The sequence below is a fragment of the Paenibacillus sp. Z6-24 genome (assembly GCF_054161335.1).
Genome location: NZ_CP096398.1, coordinates 2,052,436 through 2,078,249 on the forward strand (window position 1 = coordinate 2,052,436; position 25,814 = coordinate 2,078,249).

General features: G+C 48.5%; 22 protein-coding genes, 1 tRNA gene and 3 pseudogenes. 17 read left to right on the forward strand and 9 right to left on the reverse strand.

Translation table 11 applies throughout. From position 1 onward, the window contains the following. Positions 1–94: 94 nt before the first annotated feature. Positions 95–790: a DUF1450 domain-containing protein gene (locus M1D61_RS09065; RefSeq protein WP_458122046.1), complete on the forward strand. Its 696-nt coding sequence runs from the start codon at positions 95–97 to the stop codon at positions 788–790. 201 nt (positions 791–991) lie between these two features. On the opposite strand, the gene M1D61_RS09070 is transcribed toward M1D61_RS09065, so the two are convergent. Further along, positions 992–1,064: transfer RNA gene (locus M1D61_RS09070), tRNA-Lys, on the reverse strand. Between the two features lie 329 nt (positions 1,065–1,393). On the opposite strand from M1D61_RS09070, the gene M1D61_RS09075 reads away from it, so the two are divergent. From M1D61_RS09075 to gyrA, 6 genes are all read left to right on the forward strand, one after another. Beyond that, positions 1,394–3,103, forward strand: coding sequence for a glycoside hydrolase family 13 protein (locus M1D61_RS09075; RefSeq protein WP_458122047.1), 1,710 nt, complete (start codon positions 1,394–1,396; stop codon positions 3,101–3,103). Positions 3,104–3,333: 230 nt separating this feature from the next. Next, entirely contained in the window at positions 3,334–4,167 is an 834-nt protein-coding gene (locus M1D61_RS09080) for a GDSL-type esterase/lipase family protein (protein WP_458122048.1), read from the forward strand. 77 nt (positions 4,168–4,244) lie between these two features. Further along, positions 4,245–5,255, forward strand: a complete 1,011-nt coding sequence (locus M1D61_RS09085; protein ID WP_458122049.1) for an ABC transporter ATP-binding protein — start codon at positions 4,245–4,247, stop codon at positions 5,253–5,255. Next, positions 5,248–6,237: an ABC transporter permease gene (locus tag M1D61_RS09090; protein WP_458122050.1), complete on the forward strand. Its 990-nt coding sequence runs from the start codon at positions 5,248–5,250 to the stop codon at positions 6,235–6,237. Before M1D61_RS09085 ends, M1D61_RS09090 begins: the two co-directional genes overlap by 8 nt. 533 nt (positions 6,238–6,770) lie before the next feature. Further along, entirely contained in the window at positions 6,771–8,756 is a 1,986-nt protein-coding gene (parE, locus tag M1D61_RS09095) for a DNA topoisomerase IV subunit B (RefSeq protein WP_458122051.1), read from the forward strand. 140 nt (positions 8,757–8,896) lie between these two features. Continuing rightward, entirely contained in the window at positions 8,897–11,359 is a 2,463-nt protein-coding gene (gene gyrA / locus M1D61_RS09100) for a DNA gyrase subunit A (RefSeq protein ID WP_458122052.1), read from the forward strand. 327 nt (positions 11,360–11,686) lie between these two features. Here the strand turns inward: gyrA and M1D61_RS09105 are convergent, their stop codons facing one another. Next, on the reverse strand, positions 11,687–12,118 hold the full coding sequence (locus tag M1D61_RS09105; RefSeq protein ID WP_458122053.1) for a DUF4865 family protein: 432 nt from the start codon (positions 12,116–12,118) through the stop codon (positions 11,687–11,689). 240 nt (positions 12,119–12,358) lie between these two features. On the opposite strand from M1D61_RS09105, the gene M1D61_RS09110 reads away from it, so the two are divergent. Then, complete coding sequence (locus M1D61_RS09110; protein WP_458122054.1) at positions 12,359–13,192, forward strand: LysR family transcriptional regulator; 834 nt, start codon at positions 12,359–12,361, stop codon at positions 13,190–13,192. 237 nt (positions 13,193–13,429) lie between these two features. On the opposite strand, the gene M1D61_RS09115 is transcribed toward M1D61_RS09110, so the two are convergent. Next, positions 13,430–14,155 carry an RluA family pseudouridine synthase gene (locus M1D61_RS09115; protein WP_458122055.1) on the reverse strand — a complete coding sequence of 242 codons (726 nt, stop codon included), beginning with the start codon at positions 14,153–14,155 and terminating at the stop codon, positions 13,430–13,432. A 6-nt stretch (positions 14,156–14,161) separates the two neighbouring features. Continuing rightward, the gene (locus M1D61_RS09120; RefSeq protein WP_046215087.1) at positions 14,162–15,025 is read right to left on the reverse strand and encodes a class I SAM-dependent methyltransferase; all 864 of its coding nucleotides are present in this window, start codon (positions 15,023–15,025) and stop codon (positions 14,162–14,164) included. Between the two features lie 504 nt (positions 15,026–15,529). On the opposite strand from M1D61_RS09120, the pseudogene M1D61_RS09125 reads away from it, so the two are divergent. The 4 genes and pseudogenes from M1D61_RS09125 to M1D61_RS09140 form a co-directional block, all read left to right on the forward strand. Beyond that, a pseudogene (locus M1D61_RS09125) lies at positions 15,530–15,846 on the forward strand (transposase); the annotation flags it as partial. Positions 15,847–16,031: 185 nt separating this feature from the next. After that, positions 16,032–16,169: pseudogene (locus M1D61_RS09130) on the forward strand (aminoglycoside phosphotransferase); the annotation flags it as partial. Between the two features lie 213 nt (positions 16,170–16,382). Further along, positions 16,383–16,835 (forward strand): flavodoxin, encoded by a 453-nt coding sequence (locus M1D61_RS09135; RefSeq protein ID WP_458122056.1) that lies wholly within the window; start codon positions 16,383–16,385, stop codon positions 16,833–16,835. A 30-nt stretch (positions 16,836–16,865) separates the two neighbouring features. Then, complete coding sequence (locus tag M1D61_RS09140; protein ID WP_458122057.1) at positions 16,866–17,651, forward strand: hypothetical protein; 786 nt, start codon at positions 16,866–16,868, stop codon at positions 17,649–17,651. A 265-nt stretch (positions 17,652–17,916) separates the two neighbouring features. On the opposite strand, the gene M1D61_RS09145 is transcribed toward M1D61_RS09140, so the two are convergent. The 3 genes from M1D61_RS09145 to modA all read right to left on the reverse strand — a co-directional run bounded on the left by M1D61_RS09145 (position 17,917) and on the right by modA (position 20,630). Further along, a complete protein-coding gene (locus M1D61_RS09145) occupies positions 17,917–18,780 on the reverse strand; it encodes a GNAT family N-acetyltransferase (RefSeq protein WP_458122058.1) in 864 nt (287 codons plus the stop codon). A gap of 312 nt (positions 18,781–19,092) precedes the next feature. Further along, a complete protein-coding gene (gene modB / locus M1D61_RS09150; protein WP_458122059.1) occupies positions 19,093–19,770 on the reverse strand; it encodes a molybdate ABC transporter permease subunit in 678 nt (225 codons plus the stop codon). Beyond that, a complete protein-coding gene (gene modA / locus M1D61_RS09155; protein WP_458122060.1) occupies positions 19,767–20,630 on the reverse strand; it encodes a molybdate ABC transporter substrate-binding protein in 864 nt (287 codons plus the stop codon). The genes modB and modA overlap by 4 nt, the downstream gene beginning before the upstream one ends. Positions 20,631–20,848: 218 nt before the next feature. Here modA and M1D61_RS09160 point away from each other — a divergent pair, with 218 nt between their 5' ends. From M1D61_RS09160 to M1D61_RS09170, 3 genes are all read left to right on the forward strand, one after another. Further along, positions 20,849–21,985 (forward strand): substrate-binding domain-containing protein, encoded by a 1,137-nt coding sequence (locus M1D61_RS09160; RefSeq protein WP_458122061.1) that lies wholly within the window; start codon positions 20,849–20,851, stop codon positions 21,983–21,985. Between the two features lie 77 nt (positions 21,986–22,062). Then, positions 22,063–22,509, forward strand: coding sequence for an AAA family ATPase (locus M1D61_RS09165; protein WP_458122062.1), 447 nt, complete (start codon positions 22,063–22,065; stop codon positions 22,507–22,509). Positions 22,510–22,646: 137 nt separating this feature from the next. Then, positions 22,647–22,979, forward strand: a complete 333-nt coding sequence (locus tag M1D61_RS09170) for an antibiotic biosynthesis monooxygenase family protein (RefSeq protein ID WP_458122063.1) — start codon at positions 22,647–22,649, stop codon at positions 22,977–22,979. Positions 22,980–23,114: 135 nt separating this feature from the next. On the opposite strand, the gene M1D61_RS09175 is transcribed toward M1D61_RS09170, so the two are convergent. Both M1D61_RS09175 and M1D61_RS09180 read right to left on the reverse strand, forming a co-directional pair. Then, complete coding sequence (locus M1D61_RS09175; protein WP_458122064.1) at positions 23,115–23,483, reverse strand: hypothetical protein; 369 nt, start codon at positions 23,481–23,483, stop codon at positions 23,115–23,117. A 107-nt stretch (positions 23,484–23,590) separates the two neighbouring features. After that, complete coding sequence (locus M1D61_RS09180; RefSeq protein ID WP_458122065.1) at positions 23,591–23,800, reverse strand: KTSC domain-containing protein; 210 nt, start codon at positions 23,798–23,800, stop codon at positions 23,591–23,593. Between the two features lie 291 nt (positions 23,801–24,091). Between M1D61_RS09180 and M1D61_RS09185 the strand changes: the two genes are divergently transcribed. Both M1D61_RS09185 and M1D61_RS09190 read left to right on the forward strand, forming a co-directional pair. Then, entirely contained in the window at positions 24,092–24,997 is a 906-nt protein-coding gene (locus tag M1D61_RS09185) for an NUDIX hydrolase (RefSeq protein WP_458122066.1), read from the forward strand. A 598-nt stretch (positions 24,998–25,595) separates the two neighbouring features. Next, a pseudogene (locus M1D61_RS09190) lies at positions 25,596–25,712 on the forward strand (excalibur calcium-binding domain-containing protein); the annotation flags it as partial. Between the last annotated feature and the right edge of the window lie 102 nt (positions 25,713–25,814).

Consider the following 25,814-nt stretch of genomic DNA (forward strand, 5'->3'; position numbering starts at 1 on the left):
CTTTTACATTCTATTGACAATCCGCAGGGCACTCCCTAGTATAAAGTTACATTTCAACCGATGCATCAGATCGCAAGATGGGGGAATCACAGTCATGAAGACGATCAAATATTGCAGTAAAAACGACAGGGTCGGCACCAAAAAAGTCTATCAGGATATCGGAGAGCAGTTCCCCGATATCGATCAGCAGCGCAAAAGCTGTCTGAGTGAGTGCAAAACCTGCCGCCGTCAACCTTTTGTCAAAATCGGCAAAAAACAGATGCTCTGTGCAGACTCGCCGGACCAGCTGTATGAACAGCTGACAGCATTAATCGCTCAATCCCGTTCCAAGTCCGGTAAAAAGTCCGAAAATAAATCTAAATCGGATCAACAGCAAGAGGCTGCGATGATTTCTTACCGGTTTGCAGCGCAAAACAAAAAGGAATTATCCCTTTCGCTGAATCCTGTCTCTGCTGCCCAATTAGCCGACAAACTAAGAGCACTACAGCTATCCGGCAAACCGAAAAAGATGAAAGCCATCCGTCTCAAAAAATCATTTTCGGTCAAAACCAGATTGAGTGTGGCGATAGCAGAAAGCAGCAGTAATCAGCTGAATGTACAAAAAAACGAGCTGAGCCTGCAGTTGACACAGTCTGCCATACAGGATCTATTATCCCGACTGGAAAAGTACATCCAGCAGGGCGATTGGTCTTCTGCAGCACCATTCCTGTTGGAGCGTCCGGGCTTCAGCAAGGAAGTACGGATGTATGTTGTTGCTTCTGCACCGGAGCAGCAAGTTGTCACCGGATAATCATTACACGATGAAATATTCTCGAAATATCTGATATGACATCGTTGAGCAGATCATAATTTCCATTTATAATAATATGCATGCAGATGCCAGCATTATTGGCATCGATATCGAAAAGGTATAACAGAAAGCCCCATCATCCATTTTGATAATGGACGATGGGGCTTTTGGCTATTTATAAATATGAAAATTATATCGGAATGGGACATGTGGGGATCGAACCCGCGACCTGCCGATTAAGAGTCGGATGCTCTACCAGCTGAGCTAATGTCCCGTACGAAGGAGGGTGTTGCTCCTGTATTTAAATCAACAAAGCAGCATAATACTACGTATAACAACTATTACTGGGAACAGTATACACCTGTGATTAATATTTGTCCAATCTGCTCTTGCGGTTGAGTATCTGTTGGATGAGGTGAGGACTCCATGCTTATACTGGCGGTCCATTATTCCAACTGCCGCACGTCTGCCTGACAAAGTTCACAGGTTCTGCTGAATAGCCTGCTTCATCGATGGACAGATGGGGAAATAATAAAGAAGCATATGTACACAGCCAGCAATTGCATCAACCGGATCAATTACATAAGGAGAGGTGGAAGCGATATGAAAAAGACATGGTGGAAAGAAAGTGTCGTATATCAGATTTATCCGCGCAGCTTTATGGACAGTAATGGAGATGGAATCGGTGATATTCCGGGTATTATCAGCAAGCTGGACTATTTGCAGCTGCTTGGCGTGCATGTGGTCTGGCTCTGTCCGGTATATGAGTCACCGAATGATGACAATGGCTACGATATTAGCAACTACCAGAATATTATGGATGAATTTGGCACGCTGAAAGATTGGGAGCAGCTGCTGGATGGCCTGCATCAGCGCGGTATGAAGCTGATCATGGATCTTGTCGTCAACCATAGTTCCGATGAGCACGCCTGGTTCGTCGAATCCCGCAAATCCAAAGAGAATGCCTACCGTGACTACTACATCTGGCGTCCGGGCAAGGAAGGCCGCGAGCCGAACGACTGGAGCTCCTTTTTCAGTGGATCGGCCTGGCAGCTCGATGAGATAACCGGCGAATATTATTTGCACCTCTTTTCCAAAAAGCAGCCGGATCTGAATTGGGAGAATCCGACCGTGCGGGAAGAAGTATACAAGATGATGACCTGGTGGCTGGACAAGGGAATCGACGGGTTCCGGATGGATGTGATCAATCTGATCTCCAAGGATCCTCAGCTGCCCAATGCGAGAGAAGAAACGCCTCAGCTGGGAACAGGCGATCCGGGAGACATTTTCCCATATCATTTTGGAGGCAAGTACTTTGTTAATGGTCCGCGGGTGCATGAATACCTGCAGGAGATGAATGAAAAGGTACTGTCCAAATACGATATTATGACGGTCGGTGAAGCGATTAATGTCACTCCTGAAGATGGTGCATTGTATGTCGGAGAAGATCGCAATGAACTGAATATGGTATTCCATTTTGAACTGATGCGGGTCGATGCCGGCAAAGGCGGCAAGTGGGATATCCGTCCATGGGAACTTCCTGAGATCAAGGCAATCATTAGCAAATGGCAGACCCTGCTTCACAATAAGGGATGGAACAGCAACTATATGAACAATCATGACCAGCCGCGCATGGTATCACGATTTGGCAATGATACCCGCTACCGCAAGGAATCTGCCAAAATGCTCGGGACGCTGATGCATACGCTGCAGGGCACGCCGTATATTTATCAGGGTGAGGAAATCGGGATGACCAATATCCGTATGCCATCCATTGATGACTACCAGGATATCGAGACAGTGAATATGTACAATGAGTATATCCAGGCCGGAATCGACAAAAATAAAGTGATGGAATCCATCTATATCAAAAGCCGGGACAATGCCCGTACGCCGATGCAGTGGGACGATTCCGAGCATGCTGGCTTTACTACAGGCAAGCCATGGTTGCCGGTCAATCCGAATCATGACAAAATCAATGTCGCTGAAGCGCTAAATGATCAGGATTCTATTTTCTATTACTACCAGAAGCTGATCGCTCTGCGCGGAGAACATGCGATTATCGTCTATGGAGACTACCGTCTGCTGCTGCCGGATGATGAGCAGATCTTTGCCTATGTGCGTAGTTATGAAGGAGAACAGCTGCTTGTCGTACTGAACTTCTGTGATCAAAATGTGCATTTCCGGCTTGAGGATGAGATTCACTACAAGCAGCAGCAACTGCTGATCAGCAACTACAAAGTGGACGACCAGCAGGATATCCGTCAGCTGAGCCTGCAGCCTTATGAAGCAAGGGTATATCTGCTAAAATAAATAACATTCGTTACGCAAACTGTAATTACAATACACAGGAAAGGGACGTTCTGATCGATCTGCCGTTATTTTCGGATCGACAGCGTCCCTTTTCCAACTTGCAGAATAGGGCGTACAACGTCCAAATGGTCGACATACATTGGATAGCTGCTGATCATTTGGACGTTGTATACATAGTGTATATAATGAAGAGTACTACTCACTATAATTTATGACTTGGAGGTTACAGGATGAAACAATCTTCATCATCGGTACGAATATGGAGAATTACCAGCATCGCTTCCATCGTAGCAACGCTACTGCTGATCGGCGGTTTTGTATATGCGGTCAATGATGTTGTCAATCCGGTAGGCAGCTCCTTTACAGCAGGTGATTCTGCCGGCAGCGGCGCAGATACCGCTTCCCGGACTGCAGTTGATCCGGCGACGGAAGGAATACGCATTGCAGCCATGGGTGACTCGCTGGCCAAAGGAACCGGCGACGATGAAGGCAGCGGATTTGTACGCCGGACAGTCAACCTTTTGCAGCAACAAGGAGTTGATGCCAAGCTGGTAGCCAATCTGGGCATCAACGGGCAAAAGACCAATCAGGTGCTGGCTTCACTGGAGCAATCCGGTGTACAGCATACGCTGCGTCAGTCCAATGTGATCATGCTGTCGATTGGTGCGAATGATCTGTTCAATGGTGGTGAAGCGCTCGGTAATCTGGATGAGCAGGCTCCTACCGCCAAGCAGCTGCTGACCAATCAGCCTAAAGCTGTGGCACAACTGCAGAAAATTCTGGATCGACTGGCAGAAATCAATCCCGATGCACAGATTATTTACCTCGGCTTGTACAATCCGTTCGGCGATCTGAAAGAACTGCGTGTACCGGGCAATCAGGAGGTAAGTGCCTGGAATATGAAAGCGACCAGTCTGACCAATATCAATGAGCATATGATGGTCATTCCGACGTTTGATCTGTTTCAGAACAATCTGGATCAGTATTTGTCGGCCGATCATTTCCATCCAAATGGTGATGGCTATGAGCAGATTGCCCAGCGTATCGTTCAAAGTATCCGCTAACCGGGATTCGTCCGCTTCGGAACAATACAGTCAGGTCACTACGTACAAGTACAGGTTACAGGAGGGAATATCAACGGATGAATAGACCAAACCCGGACATTGCCACAGCGACCACTGGCGGCGAACAGACAGAATCGGAAATCGTACTATCGGCTGTAAAAGTAAAGAAAAAGATCGGCAAGCGATGGATTATTAAGGATGTGACCTTTAACGTACGGGCAGGTGAGATCTTCGGCTTTCTTGGTCCGAATGGAGCAGGGAAGACGACTACGATCCGGATGCTGGTCAATCTGATCCGACCGACCGAAGGACAGATTACTATCTGCGGATACGACGTAACCCGCCAGCCGGAAAAGGCACTGGCCTATGTAGGTTCGATTGTTGAGAATCCGGAGATGTACCCGTATCTGACCGGCTGGGAGAATCTGCAGCACTTTGCCCGGATGCAGCCGGGTGTGGATGAACAGCGGATTCAGGAAGTTACGGAGATCGTACGTCTGGACGAACGGATTCATGATAAAGTGAGCAAATACTCGCTGGGGATGCGTCAGCGCCTCGGTATTGCCCAGGCACTGCTCGGCAGACCGAAGCTGCTCATTCTCGATGAACCGACCAACGGACTCGACCCCAAAGGTATCCGTGATATGCGGCTGTTCATTCGTGAGCTGGCGGCCCAGGGGATGGGCGTATTTGTCTCCAGCCATCTGCTCAGCGAGATTCAGCTGCTGTGTGATCGGGTCGCCATTATCGGCAACGGCCGGGTAATTGCGGTAGGCAGTGTTAACGAGCTGGTCGAAGACAGGGAACATCTCGTCGTCTGGGAACTGGAGCCTGCCGATCAGGGAATGCGCATTCTGGAGTCCCTGCCTGAAGTCAGCGTGCTGGATATGGAATCGGCACATCTGGATAACGATACGGCTGCTTCACTGAAGGTAGACAGCATCATCACCCGCACACCGGAAGAACAAATATCTTCAACCATTCAGGCTCTGGTACAGGCAAATGTCCAAATTCATAACCTACGCAAACTAAATCCTACCCTGGAGCAGCTGTTCCTCGGCATTACGGAGGGTGAGACGATTGAATAGCATCTGGCCGCTCGTACAAAATGAGACGATCAAGATTATCAAGAAAAAGCGGTTCTATGTGATCCTGCTGGTGCTGCTCGTGCTGGTGCCAATGTTTACCTATGCACAGATGCGCCAGGCGCAGGAGAACCGTACCAAGTTCGGAGATGACTGGCGGACCGAGCTGCAGCAGGCCATTACGGATAACCAGAACTCCCTGGGCAGTGACCGGGTACCGGAAGAATGGAAAAAGTACCGCCGCATCTTTATCCAGCAGATGCAGTATTATTTGCAAAATGACGTGAATCCGAACGAACCGGGCGGTGTGACCTTTACCCGTGAATTCCTCGATAATTCCAGCAGTCTGTTTATCCCGCTGCTGATTATGACGATCGCTTCGGATCTGGTCTCCGGCGAACGAACCGGCGGCACGATCAAGATGCTGCTGACGAGGCCGGTGCGGCGATGGAAAATTTTGCTCAGCAAGCTGATTACGCTGACGATGTTTGTATCGCTCATCGTCGTATCGACCTTTATTATATGTTATGCAATATCGGGGCTGGTATTCGGATATTCGGGCTTTACCATTCCGGTATTTACCGGATTCCAGCCAAGTGAGACGGGCGTGGATATGGCGACGGTGCATGCGGTGGACCAGTGGCAGTTCATTCTGATGCAGATGGGACTGATCTGGTTCGTCGGATTGACGGTGGGGCTGCTGGCTTTTATGGTATCTGTGCTCGTACGCAGTACCGCTGCGAGTATCGTCATTATGATGGCTGCGCTGATCGCCGGGACGATTCTGACCAATATGGCTTCTTCGTGGAGCAGTGCCAAATATTTGTTTATGGTCAATCTGGGCCTGACCAACTACCTGTCCGGCAGCCCGGCACCGATCGAAGGCATGACCCTGCCGTTTTCGCTGGCGGTACTCGGCATCTGGGCCGCGGTATCGCTGGTTGTGTCGTTTGCCGTCTTTACAAAAAGGGATGTACTGAATTAGCATAAATGCTGCGAACTCAGCTGGGTGTTCCATTCTGTATCGGTTTGCTGTCAAAGCAGCTGTCCGAACAGGGAAATCGAGACTGGCAAGCTTGCGCGCTTCTAATTATTCGTTAAAATAGACAAGTCTGCCTTTGCAGGATGCGAACACATCTGCAGGCAGGCTTGTTTTAATGGGAGGGCATGATAAAAGGATAGGCGGGTAGACCCGTTCGTACTCCTTTGCAACATTTCCTTTACGAAAACGGGAGTTTGATTTAGAATAAACAAAGAAATGGAAACATGTGTTTGCATTATTTCCGAACAACATACTTATAAATTACATTTAATGTAAATCGTAATATGTGATATGCTCAAGGCTTGTGGTATGCTTAGGCAAAGCTGAGGATAGCCTGAAGTGATATAATCCTCCCTTCGGATACCGAAAAGGATTGTTCGGCTGGCTCTGGCGTAATTTTCGACAAACCAGTATACTACTAAAGCGTAGGTTGAGAAGCACGAAGCATGATTGCAATAAATAAAGGGGGGCCATGAATGGTCGAACAGATCGATTCACTTACAAATTCATCCCGGGATGGCGTTAATCCGCCAGCTACAGGGTATGATGCTGACGACATTCAGGTGCTCGAAGGGCTTGTTGCCGTACGGAAGCGTCCGGGGATGTATATCGGTAGTACAAGTTCGTCTGGACTGCATCATCTTGTCTGGGAGATTGTAGACAATGCAGTCGACGAGCATCTTGCAAAGCATTGCGACAAAATAGAGATCAGCCTAAACAAAGACGGTTCTGTAACCGTATATGATAACGGCCGGGGAATTCCGACGGGAATGCATAAAAGCGGCATTCCAACGCCTCAGGTCGTATTTACCATTCTGCATGCCGGCGGTAAATTTGGCGGTGGCGGATATAAAAAGTCCGGCGGTCTGCACGGCGTGGGTGCTTCGGTTACCAATGCCCTGTCCGAATGGCTGGAAGTGGAAATCTACCGGGATGGAGGAATTCACCGTCAACGGTTCGAATACTGGATGGACAAAAAGGGCAAGGAACATGTCGGTGAGCCGGTAACCGGTCTTGAAGTGATCGGCAAAACCAAAGTCACCGGTACCAAAGTTACCTTTAAGCCGGATATCCGTGTATTCCAGAACGGGATTTCTCTTAACTATGATACGCTGTCCGAGCGTCTGCAGGAGATTGCTTTCCTGAACTCGGGACTGGAGATTCTGCTCAAGGATGAGCGCAATGATAAAGAAGACCGTTTTTACTACGAAGGCGGTGCCAGCCAGTTCGTTGAATATTTGAACGAGGGCAAGGACGTGCTGCATGATGTGATTCACTTTAATGCGGAACGCGAGGATATCGAGGTAGAGATTGCACTGCAGTACAACGCAGGCTATACCGAGACAATTGCCTCTTTTGTCAATTCCATTCCTACCCGCGGAGGCGGTACGCATGAGACCGGATTCAAGACAGCGTACACTCGCGTGCTCAATGATTATGCCCGTAAGATGAGCATGCTTAAGGAAAAGGAAAAGAACCTGGAGGGCGGGGATCTGCGCGAAGGCATGATGGCTGTTATCAGCGTCAAGATGGCTGAAGTAGAATTTGTCGGCCAGACCAAGGACCAGCTGGGCAGTTCCTCTGCACGCGGAGCCGTGGATGCGATTGTAGCCGAGAGCATGCAGCGTTTCCTCGAAGAGAATCCGCAGGTCAGTCAGAAGCTTATCAAAAAGGCGATTCAGGCTTCCAGAGCCCGTGAAGCTGCCCGCAAGGCACGCGATGATATGCGCACCGGGCGCAAGCGCAGCGAGAGCTCCAACCTGAACGGTAAGCTGAGCCCTGCACAATCCAAGGACTTTTCCCGTAATGAACTGTTTATCGTTGAAGGTGATTCCGCTGGTGGTTCGGCCAAGCAGGGACGTGATTCCAAGATTCAGGCGATTTTGCCGCTTAAGGGTAAACCGATGAATCCGGAGAAGTCCAAGCTGGCGGATGTAATGAAAAATGAAGAATACCGGGCGATCACATCGGCGATTGGTGCCGGTATCGGACCTGAGTTTGCGATTGAAGACAGCAATTACTCCAAGATTATTATCATGACCGATGCCGATACGGATGGAGCGCACATTCAGGTGCTGCTGTTGACGTTCTTTTACCGATACATGAAGCCTCTGATTGACCAGGGACGTATCTATATCGCCCAGCCGCCGCTGTTCAAAATCACACAGCGTTCCGGCAAAAAGATCAATCAACGTTACGCATGGACCGATGAGCAGCTGGAGAAATCACTCAAGGAATTCGGCCGCAACGTTGAGCTGCAGCGTTATAAAGGTTTGGGTGAGATGAATCCCGATCAGCTGTGGGAGACCACAATGAATCCGGAGAGTCGTACGCTGCTGCAGGTACAGATCGAGGATGCGGCCAAGGCAGAACGCCGTGTATCCACATTGATGGGTGACAAAGTCGATCCGCGCAAACGCTGGATCGTCGAAAATGTCGATTTCACAGAATATGAAGAGTAATATTTCCATACAATAATTTATGCTATAGAGGGCAATCAGGAATGAGACACACCAGCTTTCAGGGATGGTTTTCATTCCTTTTTGCACGAATAACAGTTTTATAAAATAATCCGGCTGCGGCCGGAAGGTAAGGTGAACGGATGGCTACAAATGAACAGTATATGCCGGCGTTTCTCGAAGAAGTCGTCGGAGACCGATTTGGTCGTTATTCCAAATATATTATCCAGGACCGTGCGATTCCAGATGTACGGGACGGATTAAAACCGGTGCAACGCCGTATTCTCTATGCGATGTACGAATCCGGCAATACACCGGAAAAAGGCTACCGCAAATCCGCCAAAACCGTCGGTGACGTAATGGGTAACTATCACCCGCATGGTGACTCTTCCATCTATGATGGTATGGTCCGGATGGCACAGCCATGGAAAATGGGACATACACTCGTGGACGGTCATGGTAACTGGGGTTCCCCGGATGATGATCCGGCAGCAGCAATGCGTTATACCGAAGCACGCCTGTCTGCCATTGCCATGGAGATTCTGCGTGATATTGATCGCAATACGGTCCAGTTTAAGGACAATTTTGATAATACGACCAAGGAACCGACCGTTCTGCCGGCCCGTTATCCGAATCTGCTCGTCAATGGTGTGAGCGGCATTTCATCGGGTTTTGCGACCGAGATTCCACCGCACAGCCTGCGCGAAGTCATTGAAGCCTGTATTGCACTCATGGAAAATCCGGCGATGGAGCTGGATGAACTGATGACTCATGTCAAAGGTCCAGATTTCCCGACCGGCGGCATTATTATGGGCGGCAGCGGTATCCGCGATGCGTATGAGACTGGCAAAGGACGCATCTATGTTCGTTCCAAAACCGAAATCGAAACGATGCGTGGTGGCAAACAGCAGATTGTGATTACCGAGATCCCTTATCAGGTGGTAAAAGTACGTCTGGTTACCGCAATGGAAAATATCCGTCTGGAGAAAAAGGTGGAAGGGATTGCTGAAGTACGCGATGAGAGCGGCCGTGAAGGTCTGCGTATCGTCATTGAACTGAAAAAGGATGCAGATGCAGAAGGGATTCTCGCTTATCTGCTCAAAAAGACCGATTTGCAGGTAGCCTACAACTTTAACATGGTCGCTATTGTCAACAAAGCTCCACAGCAGCTGGGTCTAAAAGCGATACTGCAAGCGTATATCGCTCATCAGCGCGAAGTGGTTACCCGCCGTACACGCTACGATCTGGACAAACTGGAAGATCGTGCACATGTACTGGAAGGTCTCGCCAAAGCGCTGAATATTCTGGATGAAGTGATCGCAGCAATTAAAGCTTCCAAAAACCGCCAGGATGCCCATCAGAATCTGCAGTGGATGTTCGGATTGACCGAGCGTCAGGCCGATGCGATTCTCAGCCTGCAATTGTATCGTCTGACCAACCTGGAAATCAATCAGGTGGAGAAAGAACTGAGCGATATCCAGAAAAAAATCAAAAATCTCCAGTCCATTCTGGACAGCGACAAAAAACTGATCGGTGTCATTAAAAAAGAACTGATGGAGAGCTACGACAAATACGGAATCGAGCGCCGCTCCGAGATCCGTGATGAAGTGGAAGAACTCAAAGTTAATCTGGAAGTCCTGGTCAACTCCGAGGATGTACTGGTTACACTTTCGAACGGTGGATACATCAAGCGTACGAGTATGATGTCCTTTAACCGTTCCGGTGCAGAGCGCAGCGGATCGGGAGCGAAGGAAGATGACTTTATCCGTCAGGTACTGGATGTGAATACACTCGATAGTCTGCTGATCTTCACACAGCGCGGTCAGTACTTCCTGCTGCCGGTGCATCAGATTCCGGACTTCAAGTGGAAAGAAACCGGTACAGCGATTGTGAATGTCATTTCCATGACCCGTGAAGACCGGATAGTCGATATTATCCCGGTACGTAATCTGGAAGAAGAGACAGGCAGTCTGGTGTTTGTCACCAAGCGGGGACAGGTCAAACGAACTGAACTCAAAGACTATGCAACCAAGCGCTCCGGCGCAGTAGCTGCATGCAAGCTCGGTGAAGGAGATGAAGTCATATCCGTCAGCCGCGGCGATCAGGCACGCGACCTGATGCTGATTACCCGTAATGGAATGAGCATCCGCTTCCGGGCGGAAGAAGTCAGTCCGATGGGCCGGGTATCGACAGGAGTACGCGGCATTCAGCTGGTGGATGATGATGAAGTCGTTATTTCGCTATGGGTAGACGGGGAAGAAGATGGACAGCTGATGGTTATGACCGATCTCGGTTATGCCAAACGAACATCCATGCTGCAGTATCAGACACAGAGCCGTGGGGGCAAAGGCGTATCTACCTTTGAACTCAAAGAAGGCAAGCGCGTGAAGCCGAACGGTAACCGCATTATTGCTGCCTTTATCTGCAAGGAAAATCGTTCGTTTATCGCCATTGTACCGCCAAATCGTACGATACCATTTAACAGCAAGCTGGCTGTGCAGACCGATGAACGTCGACATATCGGTAAACCGATTGTCACGCTCGACAAAAATGATGCAATCATCGCTGTACTGGAAGATGTATCAACCCAGTCGACTAACGGGTAGTTCCGAATTGGGTATCAATACCGATTGAAAAATCAAAAAGCTTTTCCTGTGTATATTCCTTGGCTGCATATCCTTGGAATAAATAGGGAAAGCTTTTTGGTCTTTATCAATAATAAATTAACAATTATTTAACAAGGAACAGACATATGGATCACCTCATGGACTTCTCTTGTTTGACACTCTCCAGCAGAAGATAATGACGCAAGAACAGGAGGATCATCCAGTAAAAAACAGCAATTATATTCCCAGCGTTCCGGACTGTAGGATAAAACATATCTGGATATGTCATAGTTTCCATGATTCGATATCACAGCAGATGCGCTCTGTTCAGATTGGATATCGAATCCTGACTGGAGGAGTTATCTGCTGAAAAACATGGTCTTTAATACCATCCAGCTTGCCTGCAGGCGCAATAGTACCCGTATACTGGAGAATATAACGGATTTGCGAAAAATTATCCGGTAGTTGAACTTCCAGTGGAATATGGAGCTCCACTTTTTGCCATCCAAAAGAAGACAATATCGCATCATAAGGTCCTTGCAGTAGAAATGTATTCATCCCCGGGCTATCTTTCCAGACGTACAGCGGAGCATAGCTGTTTCGCAAATTGCCAAACTGCCCTTTTTCACTAATCAGATAAGCTTTGAACAGAAGATCAGGAAACGCATCAGTTTTGTGACCATTGTGCCGGGCGCGCTGACGGATGATCTGCATATCATAGTCTGCAGGCAGGCTGATTTTATACTGCATAGTAATCATATATTAACTTCCTTTCCTAACAGGCATATATTGAACACAGGACTATTGTATAGCTGGCCTGGCAATTTGAATAATGATTATAAATGAGAGCAGCCATTCCTTTTAATGATAGCTGCACCTCATAAAGAAAATGCATCAGCAGATACTGACACGAGTATAATAAATAAAAAGCACTGCCTGGTACATTCAATACAGTTAACACATTTTACAAAAGCGAGGAACAGTATGGAGAGGAACAGTATGGAAATGAATGACCTGCGTATATTCGCTGAAGTAGCCCGGCTGGAGTCCATGTCAAAAGCAGCAGAAAAGCTTGGTTATGTACAATCCAATATCACTTCCAGAATCCGTGGGCTGGAAATACAACTCGGAACGCCGTTATTCCTTCGGCATCCGAAGGGTGTACAATTGCTGCCGGAAGGAAGGATATTGCTGCAATATGCCGATCAGATTACGGCACTCGCGGATCAGGCGCAAAAAGAAATTAGCATCAGCCGGGAGCAGATGAAACTGGGAGCCACCCAGACGATTACCAGCGGATATATGCGGGAACTCATGTGGAATGAACGACTGCCTATGGCTGTATATACTCGTCCGATTAGAGAATTGGCATCTATGTTAAAGAGTCGGGAACTGGATGTAATACTGGTTAACCGGGAACTGCCGGATGAACAGCTGGAATGCGGATTCATGCTCGAAGACCGAATAGCCTGGATGGCAGCCTGTAATCTGACCGGGCAACCGGATTCTCAGCTTCCAATTATTGTGGTTCGCGATCCGGAATGTCCTTATCAGCAGTCGGCATTGAAATATGTAAAAGATAATAATGCTTGCCGAAAAATACTTGAAGCGGATACGCTGGATATCGTTCTGTCCACAGTAGAGAACGGCCAGGCGGTAGCACTACTCCCGAGCACGCTGGCTTCCGAGAAATTGAAAAGGCTGGATCTTCCATTATTTGAGCCGCCAGCCCTGCATATTTATATGTATTTCTGTAAAGTCTCTCATGACCATACATTAAGCTGCAAGCTGACTACCCTATCAGGAATGCTGGCGGAGAAAGCTGCTGTATAATGGCATTCTATCAATTCGTATACAAAAAATCCCCTGATCTGCCAAGCATCTGCCGTTTCTATCAAACGGTCTGGATGAGTGCATACCAGGGGTTTTTATATTCTTGCGTATTCTTTGGCGGTATATTGGATTATTGATTTTGCCGATGTGTACATAAATAAAGCATTGAATCTCAATCAGAATCGGAAAAAACTGCCAATAGGATATCTATTCCTCTGCCTATTACCTGCGGTCTAATTACTGTCCAAGCTGTAGTCTAATCTGTTCATAGACATCTTCATTCCACTGCGTCCATGGACGGGTACGCGGTGGCAGAGAGACAAAGGTCATCATTTCCCTGGATACCGGATGCGGTACGCCTGTGCAGACCGACCAGAGAGCCAGCTGTTCCCCTTTGCTGTTCACATCGGCACCATATTTTTGATCGCCGTACAGCGGATGGCCGTTGTTAGCCATCTGTACACGAATCTGATGTGAACGGCCGGTATGCAGATGAATCAGTACAAGCGACAATTCACCGGTGCTGGCGATCACTTCGTAATCAAGCACCGCATCTTTGGCGCCGGCAGTCCCCGGTTTCACGACAGCTACCGTATTGGTACGTGAATCTTTGAGCAGTGTGTCTTTTAAAGTACCCTGTGGGCGCGCAGGTACACCCCGCACTACCGCAGCATACTGTTTGATCATACTGCGGCTGCGTACCGTCTCGGACAGACGGGAAGCGGCCTTGGATGTTTTGGCAAACACCATCGCTCCGCCGACCGGACGATCCAGCCGGTGAACAAGACCGAGAAATACATTGCCCGGCTTGTTATGCCGCTCTTTGAGATCGGCTTTGAGCAGTGTCAGCATGTCAGGGTCGCCGGTATTGTCTTCCTGAGAAGGAACATTGACCGGCTTGACGACAGCGAGCAGATGATTATCTTCGAATAAGACTGGAATGGATGCGTTCGGTGTACTCATAACCGATCAGCTTTCCCAGCGGCCGAGGATACCGCATGGCAGGGTCATTCCCGAATTGGTGATCGGCAGACCGATCTCTCCCGAAGAAATGGTACCGCCATAACGCTGTTTCATGGTCATGCTGAGAATATTGGACAATACCGTCGGTGCCAGACCGGTTGTATACGAGTTGATCAGCATAAACAGCGGCTGGTCGGACATGATGGTCATGCACGATTCCAGGAATGGATACAGACTCTGCTCCAGCTTCCACATTTCTCCGCCTGGTCCGCGTCCGTAGGAAGGAGGGTCCATAATGATTGCGTCGTATTTGTTGCCGCGACGCTGCTCACGCTGCACGAATTTGAATACATCATCGGTAATGAAGCGTACCGGGCGATCGCCGATACCGGACAACTGATGGTTTTCTTTCGCCCATTGCACCATGCCTTTAGCCGCATCGACATGCACCACTTCAGCGCCTGCAGAGGAGGCGGCTACTGTCGCACCACCGGTGTAGGCAAACAGATTAAGCACGGAAATCGGACGTCCGGCATTGCGAATTTTGTCCATCATCCAGCTCCAGTTGGCTGCCTGTTCCGGGAACAGACCGGTATGCTTGAAGTTGGTCGGTTTGATATGGAACTTCAGCTGCTCATAACCAAGCTCCCATTTTTCCGGAATTTTGCGTTTCCATTCCCATTCGCCACCGCCGGAGGAGCTGCGGTGATAATGACCGTGCACTTGATTCCAGCGTGGATCGTCGGATTTCTTGGGCCAGATGATCTGCGGGTCCGGACGACGCAGCAGAATTTCTCCCCAGCGCTCCAGACGCTCTCCATCACCAGTATCGATTAATTCATAGTCTTTCCATTGATCTGCAATATACATGTGTAACCATCCTTATGATTTATTTCTTTCAGAGCCCGGGTACAGACGATTCCGACAGCTTCGATTTCTCCAGCAAGAGGAGGTTTCAGATCTGAGGATTCCGAATATTGGCTGCCTGTTCCATTCACGAATATTTAGAGATATTCAGGCTTCAACCGTCCAATCATTTTATCCAACAAAATGATTTCTTATGGAACATCGCGCTTTCCATCTCAAACGCTTACGAATATAAGAGATTTTATTGCACAGGAACATCAAAATATAGAATAACAGCCCGCTCTTCAAATAGGTTTACCGCATTTTATTGTACAACAACAGACGCACAGGCGCTATATATGTTTCCTTTTGAGTAATCCGGTCATCGGTCTCAGCAGAATAAAGGGTAAATCGCATTTACCAGGATTTTGATAAAGAAGATATTCATTGAGAATGTAATTGAGAATAACTATTCAAATGAGAATGATCAAAATGATTTTTTTGATTTCTCAACTGCTGTATTCAAGTATTTTGCAGTCCCGAATCAAGGGAGTGGCACTTCCAGTTCGAGCGATTGATGAAATTCAAGAGCAGAAGCATAAAGGTAGTATTGTTTGCCCGTATTGCCAAAGCCATTCTGTTGTTCGATTTGGAAAGTACGCTGTAAGAACACGCACTGAAGAGGTTAATCGTCAATATTATCGTTGTAAGTCCTGTCACTAAACATTCAATGACCTTACGAACCCCTTCTGCAACGAACAAAGAGACCTCATATGTGGGCTCGTTTTATCGAATGCATGATTGAAGGCTTTTCTCTGAGAAAATGTGCAGAGCAGTTAAACGATTACCTCAGCCGATTGAAGAAATGGATGGATCGCTTCAATGGTGTTGCAACAAAGTATTTGCAGAATTACTTGGCGTGGTTTCGTTATTTAGACAGCAATGCATATGAGAATACCGTATCGAACAAGAAAAACCGGAGGAGTCCGGTGTGATCGAAGCGTATATTAGCAGGCTGCAAAGACGAGCGAACGAGGAAACGAAGCTGCTGGCGCGGCTGATCGCGGTATACATCCCCATACTGATCTTAATGCAAGCGGTCGATGATGGGAATGAAGTGATTGTGGCAGAGGCCAAATCCAACATCATGCGGGCGCTGTCGGATTAGGTTCATTATTTCGTTGCAGCTATAGGGCTATGGCTATCGGCACCATTTTGTCGTTCAAAATCCGCGATAGGTACGATCCGCCTTCTCTAATGCCGCTTTATGTTGAGGAACACGAAATTCAAATAAAAAAAAGTTGACAATGATAATCATTATCAATTATGATGTTGTCAGAGAAAAGAACTGAGAGAAACAATGTACAACAGGAGGATGACCATGCCGAAAATATTAATCGTTTTTGCCAGCATGACAGGCAATACCGAAGAGATGGCAGACCTTATTGCAGAAGGCATTACATCCGCAGGCGGTGTAGTTGAACTGAAACAGTCCATGGATGTGGATGCGGACATTCTGCTTGAATATGACGCTGTACTACTTGGCGCCTATACATGGGGAGACGGCGAACTGCCGGACGAATTCCTCGACTTTTATGAAGACATGGACAATCTGGATCTCAGCGGCAAAAAAGCGGCCGTATTCGGCAGTGGTGATACCGCTTATGACCAATACGCGGCAGCGGTTGATCTGCTGACTGACAAGCTGAGAGAACGCGGTGCAGAGATCGTACAGGAGAGCCTGAAGATCGAGCTCAACCCGTCCTCGGAAGACAAAGAAACATGTCGCAGCTTTGGCAAACAATTTGCCAGCACGGCAGTTAGCCTCGTATAAGTGAAGTGCACGGAAGATGGTGAACACATAATGAACTCTTCTGCGACATGGACCGACGATAATGCCGTGCTTCGGGATTATCAGCTGGAGGACTGGCTGAGAAAGACCTATACCATCGAGACGCATACGGTAGGTTCGTCTCGCCGTACTGCACAGCAGAAGCCGGGCTGGAAGCAGCGTGTCCAATATGCGGTAGGGCATGCGGTGAACCGCTATTACAGTCTGGACCCGGAGCTGCGCGAAGTTGCCAATATAGGACAACTTTTGGACTACCGCTGGCCCAGGCAGCTCCAGTCTTTTGAGAGTGAGCGGCATTACTGGGATATCAAGGATCTGATGATCCGGCGTCTCACCGAGCTGCTGCCTCCCAATCATCCGGCAGCCTATCCGGTCATGCTGTATGAACAGCATCAGGTAATGGTACCCGAGTTGGGAGCAGAGCTGTCGCTGATCTTTCAGGCAGCCTGGCAGATGCCCTGGACAACAGCGCAACCGGATGCGGAGTCATCCGGACACAAGAGCCTGATTGTCCAGAAGTTCTTTCTTGAGCATGAGCCTCAGCTGGAAGAAGCGTTTATCCATTTGTCTTCCGTGTTTTGCCAGTCTGCCTTCGGCGCTTTGCCGGAGCAGATCGAATTATTCAATATGATCGAAGGTACGGTGAAGCGGTATGTGCCTCATGCCGATCAGTATACGGCTTCCATCGATTATCTTCATTTGCTCCGCCATGCCGTACCGGGCGGAAATCGCTCCTGCACCAGCTGTGGGACGAACGCTGGTATGGCATACCTTGCTCCGCAATGGAGCCTTATGTAGGTGAAAGAGGAGACGTATCAAAATCCCCCATCATTTTGATGCTGTCATCTTTTCACATAAATGCACTACACGAACATACGGCTTCCCTGTTACAGGGGAAACAGGACGGTTGAACCTTCTGTCCCAGTCATGTACGGAATGTTTAGCCGTTCTGCGAAAAAGCGTTGATCCTGTTATGGACCGGACCTCCATGACAGTGATCAACGCTTTTTGTGTACAAAAAATAGAGACGACAGCTGTACAGCTGGACCATCTCTGCTTCCGATTATACCTGTGCTGCAGAGCGAAGAGGGATGCCCTGATACTCATAATAATCCTGAATATCCTGGTGGACAAATCCGCAGGATTCATATAAATGAAGGGCTCTGTCATTGTCCGAGACTACATTCAGCCATACTTCCTGTCCCAATCTCTTCTCTTCGGCAGCCACCTGGCGCAGTGCGCTGCGTCCAATGCCGTGTCCACGCAGTGCCGGATCAATCACAAAACCGTAAATCCAGCTCTGCGTATCCTGGCGATCGACTTCAATCTTGCCTGCAGCCAGCCCGCTGTGCTCAATCACATGCATCACTCTGGACAAGGAACGATATGGGCTGTTCAGTGCCGCTAGTGTAGAGGACTCGGCAATGTCAAATGCATCCGCATCAAGCCGCGCCCACAGGGCAGAATCATCTTCACGGAAAGGACGCAGTACGGCAATCTCGTGTGATACCGGAGACAGCAGCGCATTATCATCATTGAGTTTGAGCGAATATTCCACACTGCTGAGTGCGGTGCGAATGGTATGAATCCAGGCCTGCCCGGCTGTAGAATCACGCGGAACATTCAGCAGCACCTGATGGGCCCCAGAGAATACACCACTGTCTGCAGCCTGCTGCCAGAGCGCCGTGAACAGACCCTGGCGCCGGTGCTCAGGATGCGTCATCCCGCACACTTCAATATTGGGTCCAAACTGGTAGACAGCCAGATAAGCGACCAGCCGCTCCTGTTCATAATGGAAAAAGTCTTCCGTACTGCCGGGGGAACGATTTTTCAGCATATCCCAGTTGAGCTTCAGCATCACCTGGTCATGCTTTTCACATATGATCTGCAGTTCGGAGATATCGGATAATTGACGGAGTTTTAGCATAAATTTGATGTCCTCTCTTTTTGACCATACCGATCACGAAATTGTACTCTCATCGTGCTTGCGGTACTCATTTCAGTCATGAATGATGAATAAAAAGTCATTCATATGTACAGTATACCTGTGTATAACCCATCAACTGATCAGTATATACGCATAAATCCCAATACAATTATATAAATAAACGTTTAGATAAAGCTACATTTGTTTCCATATTCTTCATGAAAGAGGTGGATTATCGCTTGTCATCCGGAAGATTAATCTCTATCTGCTCATATCCATTCCTATCCGGATATCAAAAAATCCGCAGTCTGATTAATCAGTACCACGGATTTTTCCGGTTAATAACAGCAGGATAAATGAAATCAAAATCGTAATGATCGTCAGACTCCAGGCCAGCTGCATATGCCCGGCATCAACCGCAAAATAGATGGCTGTAGGCAGTGTTTGCGTCTTGCCCGGAATATTACCGGCGACCATGAGCGTAGCTCCGAATTCACCCAGTGCTCTGGCAAAACCAAGCACAAAGCCGGTTACCAGCGACCGCCACGACAGCGGCAGCACCATATACCAGAGCACCTGCAATTCTCTCGCTCCCTGGGAACGGGAAGCTTCCAGTACATCCCGGTCGACGAGAGCGAATCCGGTCTTGAGCGTCTGGTAGACGAGGGGAAAGGATACAACAGCCGATGCGATCACCGCTCCGGTAACGCTGAAGACAATCGGCTGGTGGATCAGCCATTCGGCAGCCTGTCCGATCCAGCTGCGTCTGCCCAGAATCGTAAGCAGCAGCAATCCGACGACCGAAGGCGGCAGCACAAGCGGCAGCATAAATAGGGTTTCCAGGATCATTTTGCCGGGAAAAGAATGGCGGTTCATCCAAGCGGCTATCCACACGGCCGCTGCAAAAGCAAGAATACCCGAGATGCAGGCAATCCGCAGGGACAGCATAACCGGAAAGCCTACAGCCTCCCAGGACCAGACTTCACTCATGATCCGCTGGACACTCTGCTGAAGCCGTATTTCTCAAACACAGCCTGAGCTTCGTCGGTCTGAAGATAGGCATAGAACTGGGCGGCTTCCTCGCGATGAGCGGTTCCGGCGAGCACACCTGCCGGATAGACAATAGGATCATGACTGTCCGGCGCTGCCGTAAAGGCAATGTGTACACCATCCGATTCCAGCGCGTCGGTCTTGTAGACAAATCCCGCATCCGCATTGCCGGTCTCTACATAGGAGAGCACCTGTTTGACATCCTTGGTCTGTACAATCCGTGACTGCAGGCTATCCCATAGATTAGCTGCCTGCAGCGTCTGCTGGGCATACATGCCGGCAGGTACGGATTCCGGCGTACCGACAGCAAGACGTTTTAGAGCAGGTTTGGTCAGATCCTGTAGGGAAGCTGGTGGATTGGGACTGTCTTTGGGAATGACCAGCACCAGTTCATTGGTCAGCAGATTGGTCTGATGATCCGGGTCGATAAACTTCTGGCTGACGAGAGCTTCCATTTGCTTGCTGCCTGCGGACAGGAACAGATCGGCAGGTGCGCCCTGTTCGATCTGCTTTTGCAGCGTACCGGAAGCGGCAAAGTTAAAGGTTAATTTTACATTGGGAAATCTCTGCTCATACATCTGTTGAATCTCCTGCAGGCTGTCCGTCAGACTGGCGGCTGCCGAAACGGTCAATTCGGTTGTGCCGCTGGAAGCCCAGCCACCCTGCTGGGAAGCAGCTCCCGACTGCCCCGACCCGCAGGCACTGAGTGCAGCGGCAAGCATCATCAGCAGCACCAGTACAGGCAACCGGTGCATAGAGGGGCGTGACAGTCTATCCTTATTCTTATGTAGGGATTTCATGGGTCTCCTCCTTAACAAGATAGATATGGATCGTTCACACTGAATCCTATCTGAATACAACAAATATAAACCAAACCATACTAAATATCACTACTTATATCCAGATATCATTAATTATATCGAAAAAGATGAGTGGAGCGACCTGTTATGAATTGCAATCCACCATTTCCGCAGGTAAGATGAACGTATCTTGTCAGCGACACAGGGAGGAACCACCTATGAATGAACAGGTGTCATATACCACGGAAGAGATTGCCAGATTATTAAAGGTATCCAAATTAACCGTCTATGACCTGATCAAAAAAGGCGATCTGCCTGCCTATCGGGTCGGCAAGCAGATGCGTGTAGATCATTATGATCTGGAAACTTACAAGCAGCGTGCCAAAAATGGAATGGTGCGGGAAAATAACCAATCCATGAATATCCGGGATCTGCAAAGCGGACTGCCATCTGGTCCGATGGCTTCCGACCACGCATTGCAGCCGGGCAAGAGTGGGGTCATGCCCGCCAATCAACCCCTAAACACCGATCCATCCGCCGTATCACCGGAATTTGTCCATGCTGCTTATGCACGCCCGGAGGAGATTCTGCGTAATACCGGCACGATGCAGCCGGTCACCCAGGAGCCGGTACCACCGCCGATCAATAATAAGACGATTGTCATCACCGGACAGGATACGAGTCTTGATCTGCTGGCCCGTTATATGGAAAAGGATAACCGCTACCGTCCGCTGCGTTCCTTTGCCGGAAGTATGGACAGCCTGGTATCGATGTATATGGGCAATTCGGATATTGTCAGCACCCATCTGTTCGATGGAGACAGCGGAGAATACAATCTGCCCTATGTACGTAAAATTATGGTATCCTGCCCGTTTACCCTGATCAACCTGGCCTCCAGGCGGGCCGGGATCTACGTACAGCGCGGCAATCCCCGGCGAATTCGCAGCTGGAGTGATCTGAGTCAGCCGGGCCTAACGATTGTCAATCGGGAAAAGGGTGCCGGAGCACGCGTGCTGCTGGATGAGCAGCTGAGGCTTCATCAGATTCGTCCTTCCACCGTACGGGGATACGGCAACGAAGAGTCTTCCCATATTGCGGTCGCGGCCCGGATTGCTGCCGGACAGGCCGATGTCGGAGTGGGCAGTGAAAAGGCTGCAGCCATGGTCGGAATCGACTTTATTCCGCTCGTTACGGAGCGCTACGATCTGGTAGTGCTGAACAAACCGGACAATGCCGAATGGATCGCACTGCTCAAACGCATTTTGCAGTCTGCGGACTTCCGGCAGGAGCTGGAGGCGCTTGGGGGATATGATCTGTCCCGTACTGGAGAGATATTGTATGAGAGTGTCCATTAGAACCACGATCGATAAGGTAAAGGGAGGGGACAATATACCTTTTACCTTATCATCCATCGTCTGGATGGAGGGATAGCATGGAGTGCATCATTCTGATCGGCATTCCCGCATCAGGCAAATCGACCTTTTACCGGGAACGATTCTTCAACACCCATATGCGCATTAATCTGGACATGCTGAAGACCCGGCACCGGGAGCAAATCTATCTGGAGGCTTCGCTGGAAGCCAAGCAGCCATTTGTTGTTGACAATACCAATCCGGCGGCAGTGGATCGGCAAAAGTATATCGAAGCTGTCCGTTCCCATCGATTTCGGGTGATCGGTTATTATTTTGAGCCGGATGCCGAGGCTTCGCTGCAGCGCAATCAGCTGCGCACTGGCAAAGCGCGTGTTCCGGACAAGGCGATACCGATTATTCTCAACCAGCTGGAGGAGCCTTGTTACAGCGAAGGATTTGATGAGCTGTACCGGGTCACCCTGCAGAATAGGAAATTCAATGTTGTTATGATAGAGCGCGCTGAATAGCAGGCTAACCATCACTTGTATTGACAATGATAATCTTTATCATTTACAATAAACGTATTCTGATCCCGGCAGGTTGATCTATTGATTGCCGGCCTTATGGGATGGAAGCCGGTGAGCTAAATGAGGAGGTATAAACAATGTTCGTAATTATTCGTACCATGACTGTCAGTGAAGGTAATGCCGACAAAGTCGTTGAACGTTTCAGCAAGCCGGGGTCGCTCGTCGAGCAGCAGCCGGGTTTTATAAATATTGAGATTATGGTGAAGCAAACCCGCCGGGGCGAGGAAGAAGTCGTGATTCTGTTCCGCTGGGAATCCGAGGAAGCCTGGAAAAACTGGGAGAAAAGCGATGCCCATATTCAGGGACACCGCCAAAATGCCGGCCAGCCGAAGCCTGAATACGTACTGAATGCAACTCATGCCCGTTATGATGTCAAGGCAGTAAAAGGCGCAGCAGAACCTACGTCGTAATATAATTGTTATGCGCATCCATGCGTATGGTCATATAACGAAGTGCGCGAGCAGATGGTATAAATAACAAAAAGCACCCTTTCCGAGGAAAAGGTGCTTTTTGTTATGCTATCCTATTCGCTATCACATGCACATTTAGGCACGTGAATCAAAAGGTTCAATGGTGACCATACTCTGATCGAGCATGGATACTTCATACGCCTTCTGGGCAGTCGATAGACGCTGCTGCGAGGCGATCGGCATGTCCTGTACCGCTGTGGCGGACATTTTGAAGCTCACCGACTGAGGACGAGGCACCTGCTGTATATGTTCCAACTTGGGTGCCTGACTCTGCGGGATTTTCTCCAGTAAATGATCAAAATTAACAGCCGTATCTGCGGTCTGCTGGATCTGCTGCTCGGAACGTTCAGCTTGCTTTTGTTCGCGACGGATCAGCATCTGCCGGGTATACGCTGCAACTTCGGCTGTAATACGCCGTACAGCCTCAATAGGGTTAACTCTCATTTCATCTCTCCTTATCCGGGACTTGCTTCCTGTCTATAGCCGGTCTGCTAAATGGCTGTCTTGCACTATTTATATCGGTAAAAGCAACAGGTTATATTACTCACTGGTCATAACCGTGCATAATGAAAACGTCTTGCGATATTTTTATTGAAAAAGGCCCCTCGTGAAGGCGCATCCAGTAGACGGTAATACATATCGGATGGAACATTATAATATACATAATCATGACCGTTTCGGAACTGGACATACAGAATCGAACGATCTCTATCGTAGGAGACGGCAACCAGGTTGGACGATCCGACAGCAACCCAGTTCATATATGTCCCTCCTTCTATTATCTCTCTTCTAACAGGTGAATTTCAACCTTTATACTGTAATCATTGACATTTAAATTCGGAATTTGATACATTAACTTTATGTTATTAACAATATGATAATTAATTCCATGAGTAGACAGACAGAGGCGGATAAGAGCGGAAGTGGAGAGAAAAGTGGATACATATTCGGATAAACTTCTTAACACAGTGTTCTGACAGCATTCCTGTCACTCATTAGTAAACAAACAGGCTGTGCCTGTAACACCTTTCGATAAAGATGGGGGCAAATGCATGACAAATCAGTATTCTCTGAATCATCATGGACTTACCGAGCAGCAGTTTCTTGATCAATACGATGCCAGTATGTATGACCGCCCTTCGGTTACTGCGGATATGCTGATCTTTACGATTATGGATCAGGAGCAGGATAACTATCGCAAACTCCCGGAAAAGTCGCTGCAGCTGCTGCTGATCCAGCGCGGAGAGCATCCGTTTCTCGGACAGTGGGCGCTGCCGGGAGGTTTTGTCGGTATGGACGAGAGTGTCGATCAAGCTGCGGCGCGAGAGCTGCTAAGCGAGACCGGGCTGGATGACATTTATATGGAACAGCTGTATACGTGGGGAGCGGTGGAGCGTGATCCGCGCACACGGGTGATCAGCACGTCGTATATGGCTCTGGTGGATTCATCGGCACAGCAGGTGCAGGCTGGAGAGGATGCGCGGGATGCACGCTGGTTTGAGCTGAAGTATCGGATTCAGCAAGAGACCAAGGTTCATCTGCCGGACAGCTGCCGTCTGGAAAGGGAAATTCATATCAACCTGTGTCATCAGGATATGGAGCTGTCCGGGATCGTAAAAGCAACCCGTATTTACCGCGGTACGATTACCGGCGTGCACTGGGAAGTGCTGGAGAGCGAAGGCATTGCCTTTGACCATGCCAAAATGATCGCTTATGGGGTAGAGCGGCTGCGCAGCAAAATTGAATATACGGATATCGTATTCAATCTGATGCCGCCGCTGTTCACCCTGTCTGCACTGCAGCAGGTGTATGAGACGATTCTGGACCGTGAGCTGCTGGCATCGGCTTTCCGCCGCAAAATTGCTCCGCGTGTGCTGGCGACCAACGAGTATACACGGGATGCCGGTCACCGCCCGTCCCAGCTGTACCGGTTCCGCCCGGAATGGGAAGAAGCATGACCAATTTTATATTGATAACACGCTCTAATTCCTGATAAAAAGGAATTGGAGCGTTTTTGCATATTTTTTGGCGCTTGTGCCGCTGGTCAGGTCGGTAATTAGAGCGCACTTATATACGGATTCACAAACATTATGAACGATAGGAACGATTTTATTTTATGAACGAAACGAAAATACGAAACAAGAAAATCCAGCCATTTTTTACACTAACAAATTCTTTATACTAATAAAATTAATTCAACACATGAAAAATTCAAAATAGATAAATCATAAAAAATAGCACTTTTCTGCACCTATCGTTGTGGAATATACTATCTGCTATTTAGTTAATAATTATTTTGGAAAAAGGTAAAATAAAACATAAATATGTGATATGATACATTTCGTAATCTAACTAATTAAGTAATATTTTGCAGTAGCATCATCTTGTAATCATCCAAATACAAAGGGGCTATTTACGATGAAATTGATGGACAAAGTATGTACAGGTCTACTAACCGCAGCACTACTTGCAGGTACAGGAATTGCGGTATCTACAACGGCAGAAGCCAAGCCGGCACAACAGCAATCCGCCTATACAGCTGTTAAAGGCAAAACCGTCTATTACAAAAACTGCACAGCTGTACGCAAAGCAGGCAAAGCACCACTGTACAAAGGAGATCCAGGTTACCGGATTCGTCTGGACCGTGATAAAGACGGAATTGCCTGCGAATAATCAGGTCGAGCCGAGCCGCTGATAACCTGAGTATGAACATAGAACATCCATGAATCGCTTGAAGATTATAATTGGCAGATCATTTGCGGCAGCAGGAATGCC

What these genes read in the sequence shown, in the direction of transcription:
- modB (WP_458122059.1), bottom strand. Translation starts at nt 19,770, where the DNA reads ATGAGTGAAGTCTGGTCCTGGGAGGCTGTAGGCTTTCCGGTTATGCTG.
- M1D61_RS09175 (WP_458122064.1), bottom strand. Translation starts at nt 23,483, where the DNA reads ATGAGAGTTAACCCTATTGAGGCTGTACGGCGTATTACAGCCGAAGTT.
- M1D61_RS09075 (WP_458122047.1), top strand. Translation starts at nt 1,394, where the DNA reads ATGAAAAAGACATGGTGGAAAGAAAGTGTCGTATATCAGATTTATCCG.
- parE (WP_458122051.1), top strand. Translation starts at nt 6,771, where the DNA reads ATGGTCGAACAGATCGATTCACTTACAAATTCATCCCGGGATGGCGTT.
- M1D61_RS09180 (WP_458122065.1), bottom strand. Translation starts at nt 23,800, where the DNA reads ATGAACTGGGTTGCTGTCGGATCGTCCAACCTGGTTGCCGTCTCCTAC.
- M1D61_RS09165 (WP_458122062.1), top strand. Translation starts at nt 22,063, where the DNA reads ATGGAGTGCATCATTCTGATCGGCATTCCCGCATCAGGCAAATCGACC.
- M1D61_RS09080 (WP_458122048.1), top strand. Translation starts at nt 3,334, where the DNA reads ATGAAACAATCTTCATCATCGGTACGAATATGGAGAATTACCAGCATC.
- M1D61_RS09185 (WP_458122066.1), top strand. Translation starts at nt 24,092, where the DNA reads ATGACAAATCAGTATTCTCTGAATCATCATGGACTTACCGAGCAGCAG.
- M1D61_RS09065 (WP_458122046.1), top strand. Translation starts at nt 95, where the DNA reads ATGAAGACGATCAAATATTGCAGTAAAAACGACAGGGTCGGCACCAAA.
- M1D61_RS09110 (WP_458122054.1), top strand. Translation starts at nt 12,359, where the DNA reads ATGGAAATGAATGACCTGCGTATATTCGCTGAAGTAGCCCGGCTGGAG.
- gyrA (WP_458122052.1), top strand. Translation starts at nt 8,897, where the DNA reads ATGGCTACAAATGAACAGTATATGCCGGCGTTTCTCGAAGAAGTCGTC.
- M1D61_RS09170 (WP_458122063.1), top strand. Translation starts at nt 22,647, where the DNA reads ATGTTCGTAATTATTCGTACCATGACTGTCAGTGAAGGTAATGCCGAC.
- M1D61_RS09105 (WP_458122053.1), bottom strand. Translation starts at nt 12,118, where the DNA reads ATGATTACTATGCAGTATAAAATCAGCCTGCCTGCAGACTATGATATG.
- M1D61_RS09120 (WP_046215087.1), bottom strand. Translation starts at nt 15,025, where the DNA reads ATGTATATTGCAGATCAATGGAAAGACTATGAATTAATCGATACTGGT.
- M1D61_RS09135 (WP_458122056.1), top strand. Translation starts at nt 16,383, where the DNA reads ATGCCGAAAATATTAATCGTTTTTGCCAGCATGACAGGCAATACCGAA.
- M1D61_RS09115 (WP_458122055.1), bottom strand. Translation starts at nt 14,155, where the DNA reads ATGAGTACACCGAACGCATCCATTCCAGTCTTATTCGAAGATAATCAT.
- M1D61_RS09140 (WP_458122057.1), top strand. Translation starts at nt 16,866, where the DNA reads ATGAACTCTTCTGCGACATGGACCGACGATAATGCCGTGCTTCGGGAT.
- modA (WP_458122060.1), bottom strand. Translation starts at nt 20,630, where the DNA reads ATGAAATCCCTACATAAGAATAAGGATAGACTGTCACGCCCCTCTATG.
- M1D61_RS09145 (WP_458122058.1), bottom strand. Translation starts at nt 18,780, where the DNA reads ATGCTAAAACTCCGTCAATTATCCGATATCTCCGAACTGCAGATCATA.
- M1D61_RS09160 (WP_458122061.1), top strand. Translation starts at nt 20,849, where the DNA reads ATGAATGAACAGGTGTCATATACCACGGAAGAGATTGCCAGATTATTA.
- M1D61_RS09085 (WP_458122049.1), top strand. Translation starts at nt 4,245, where the DNA reads ATGAATAGACCAAACCCGGACATTGCCACAGCGACCACTGGCGGCGAA.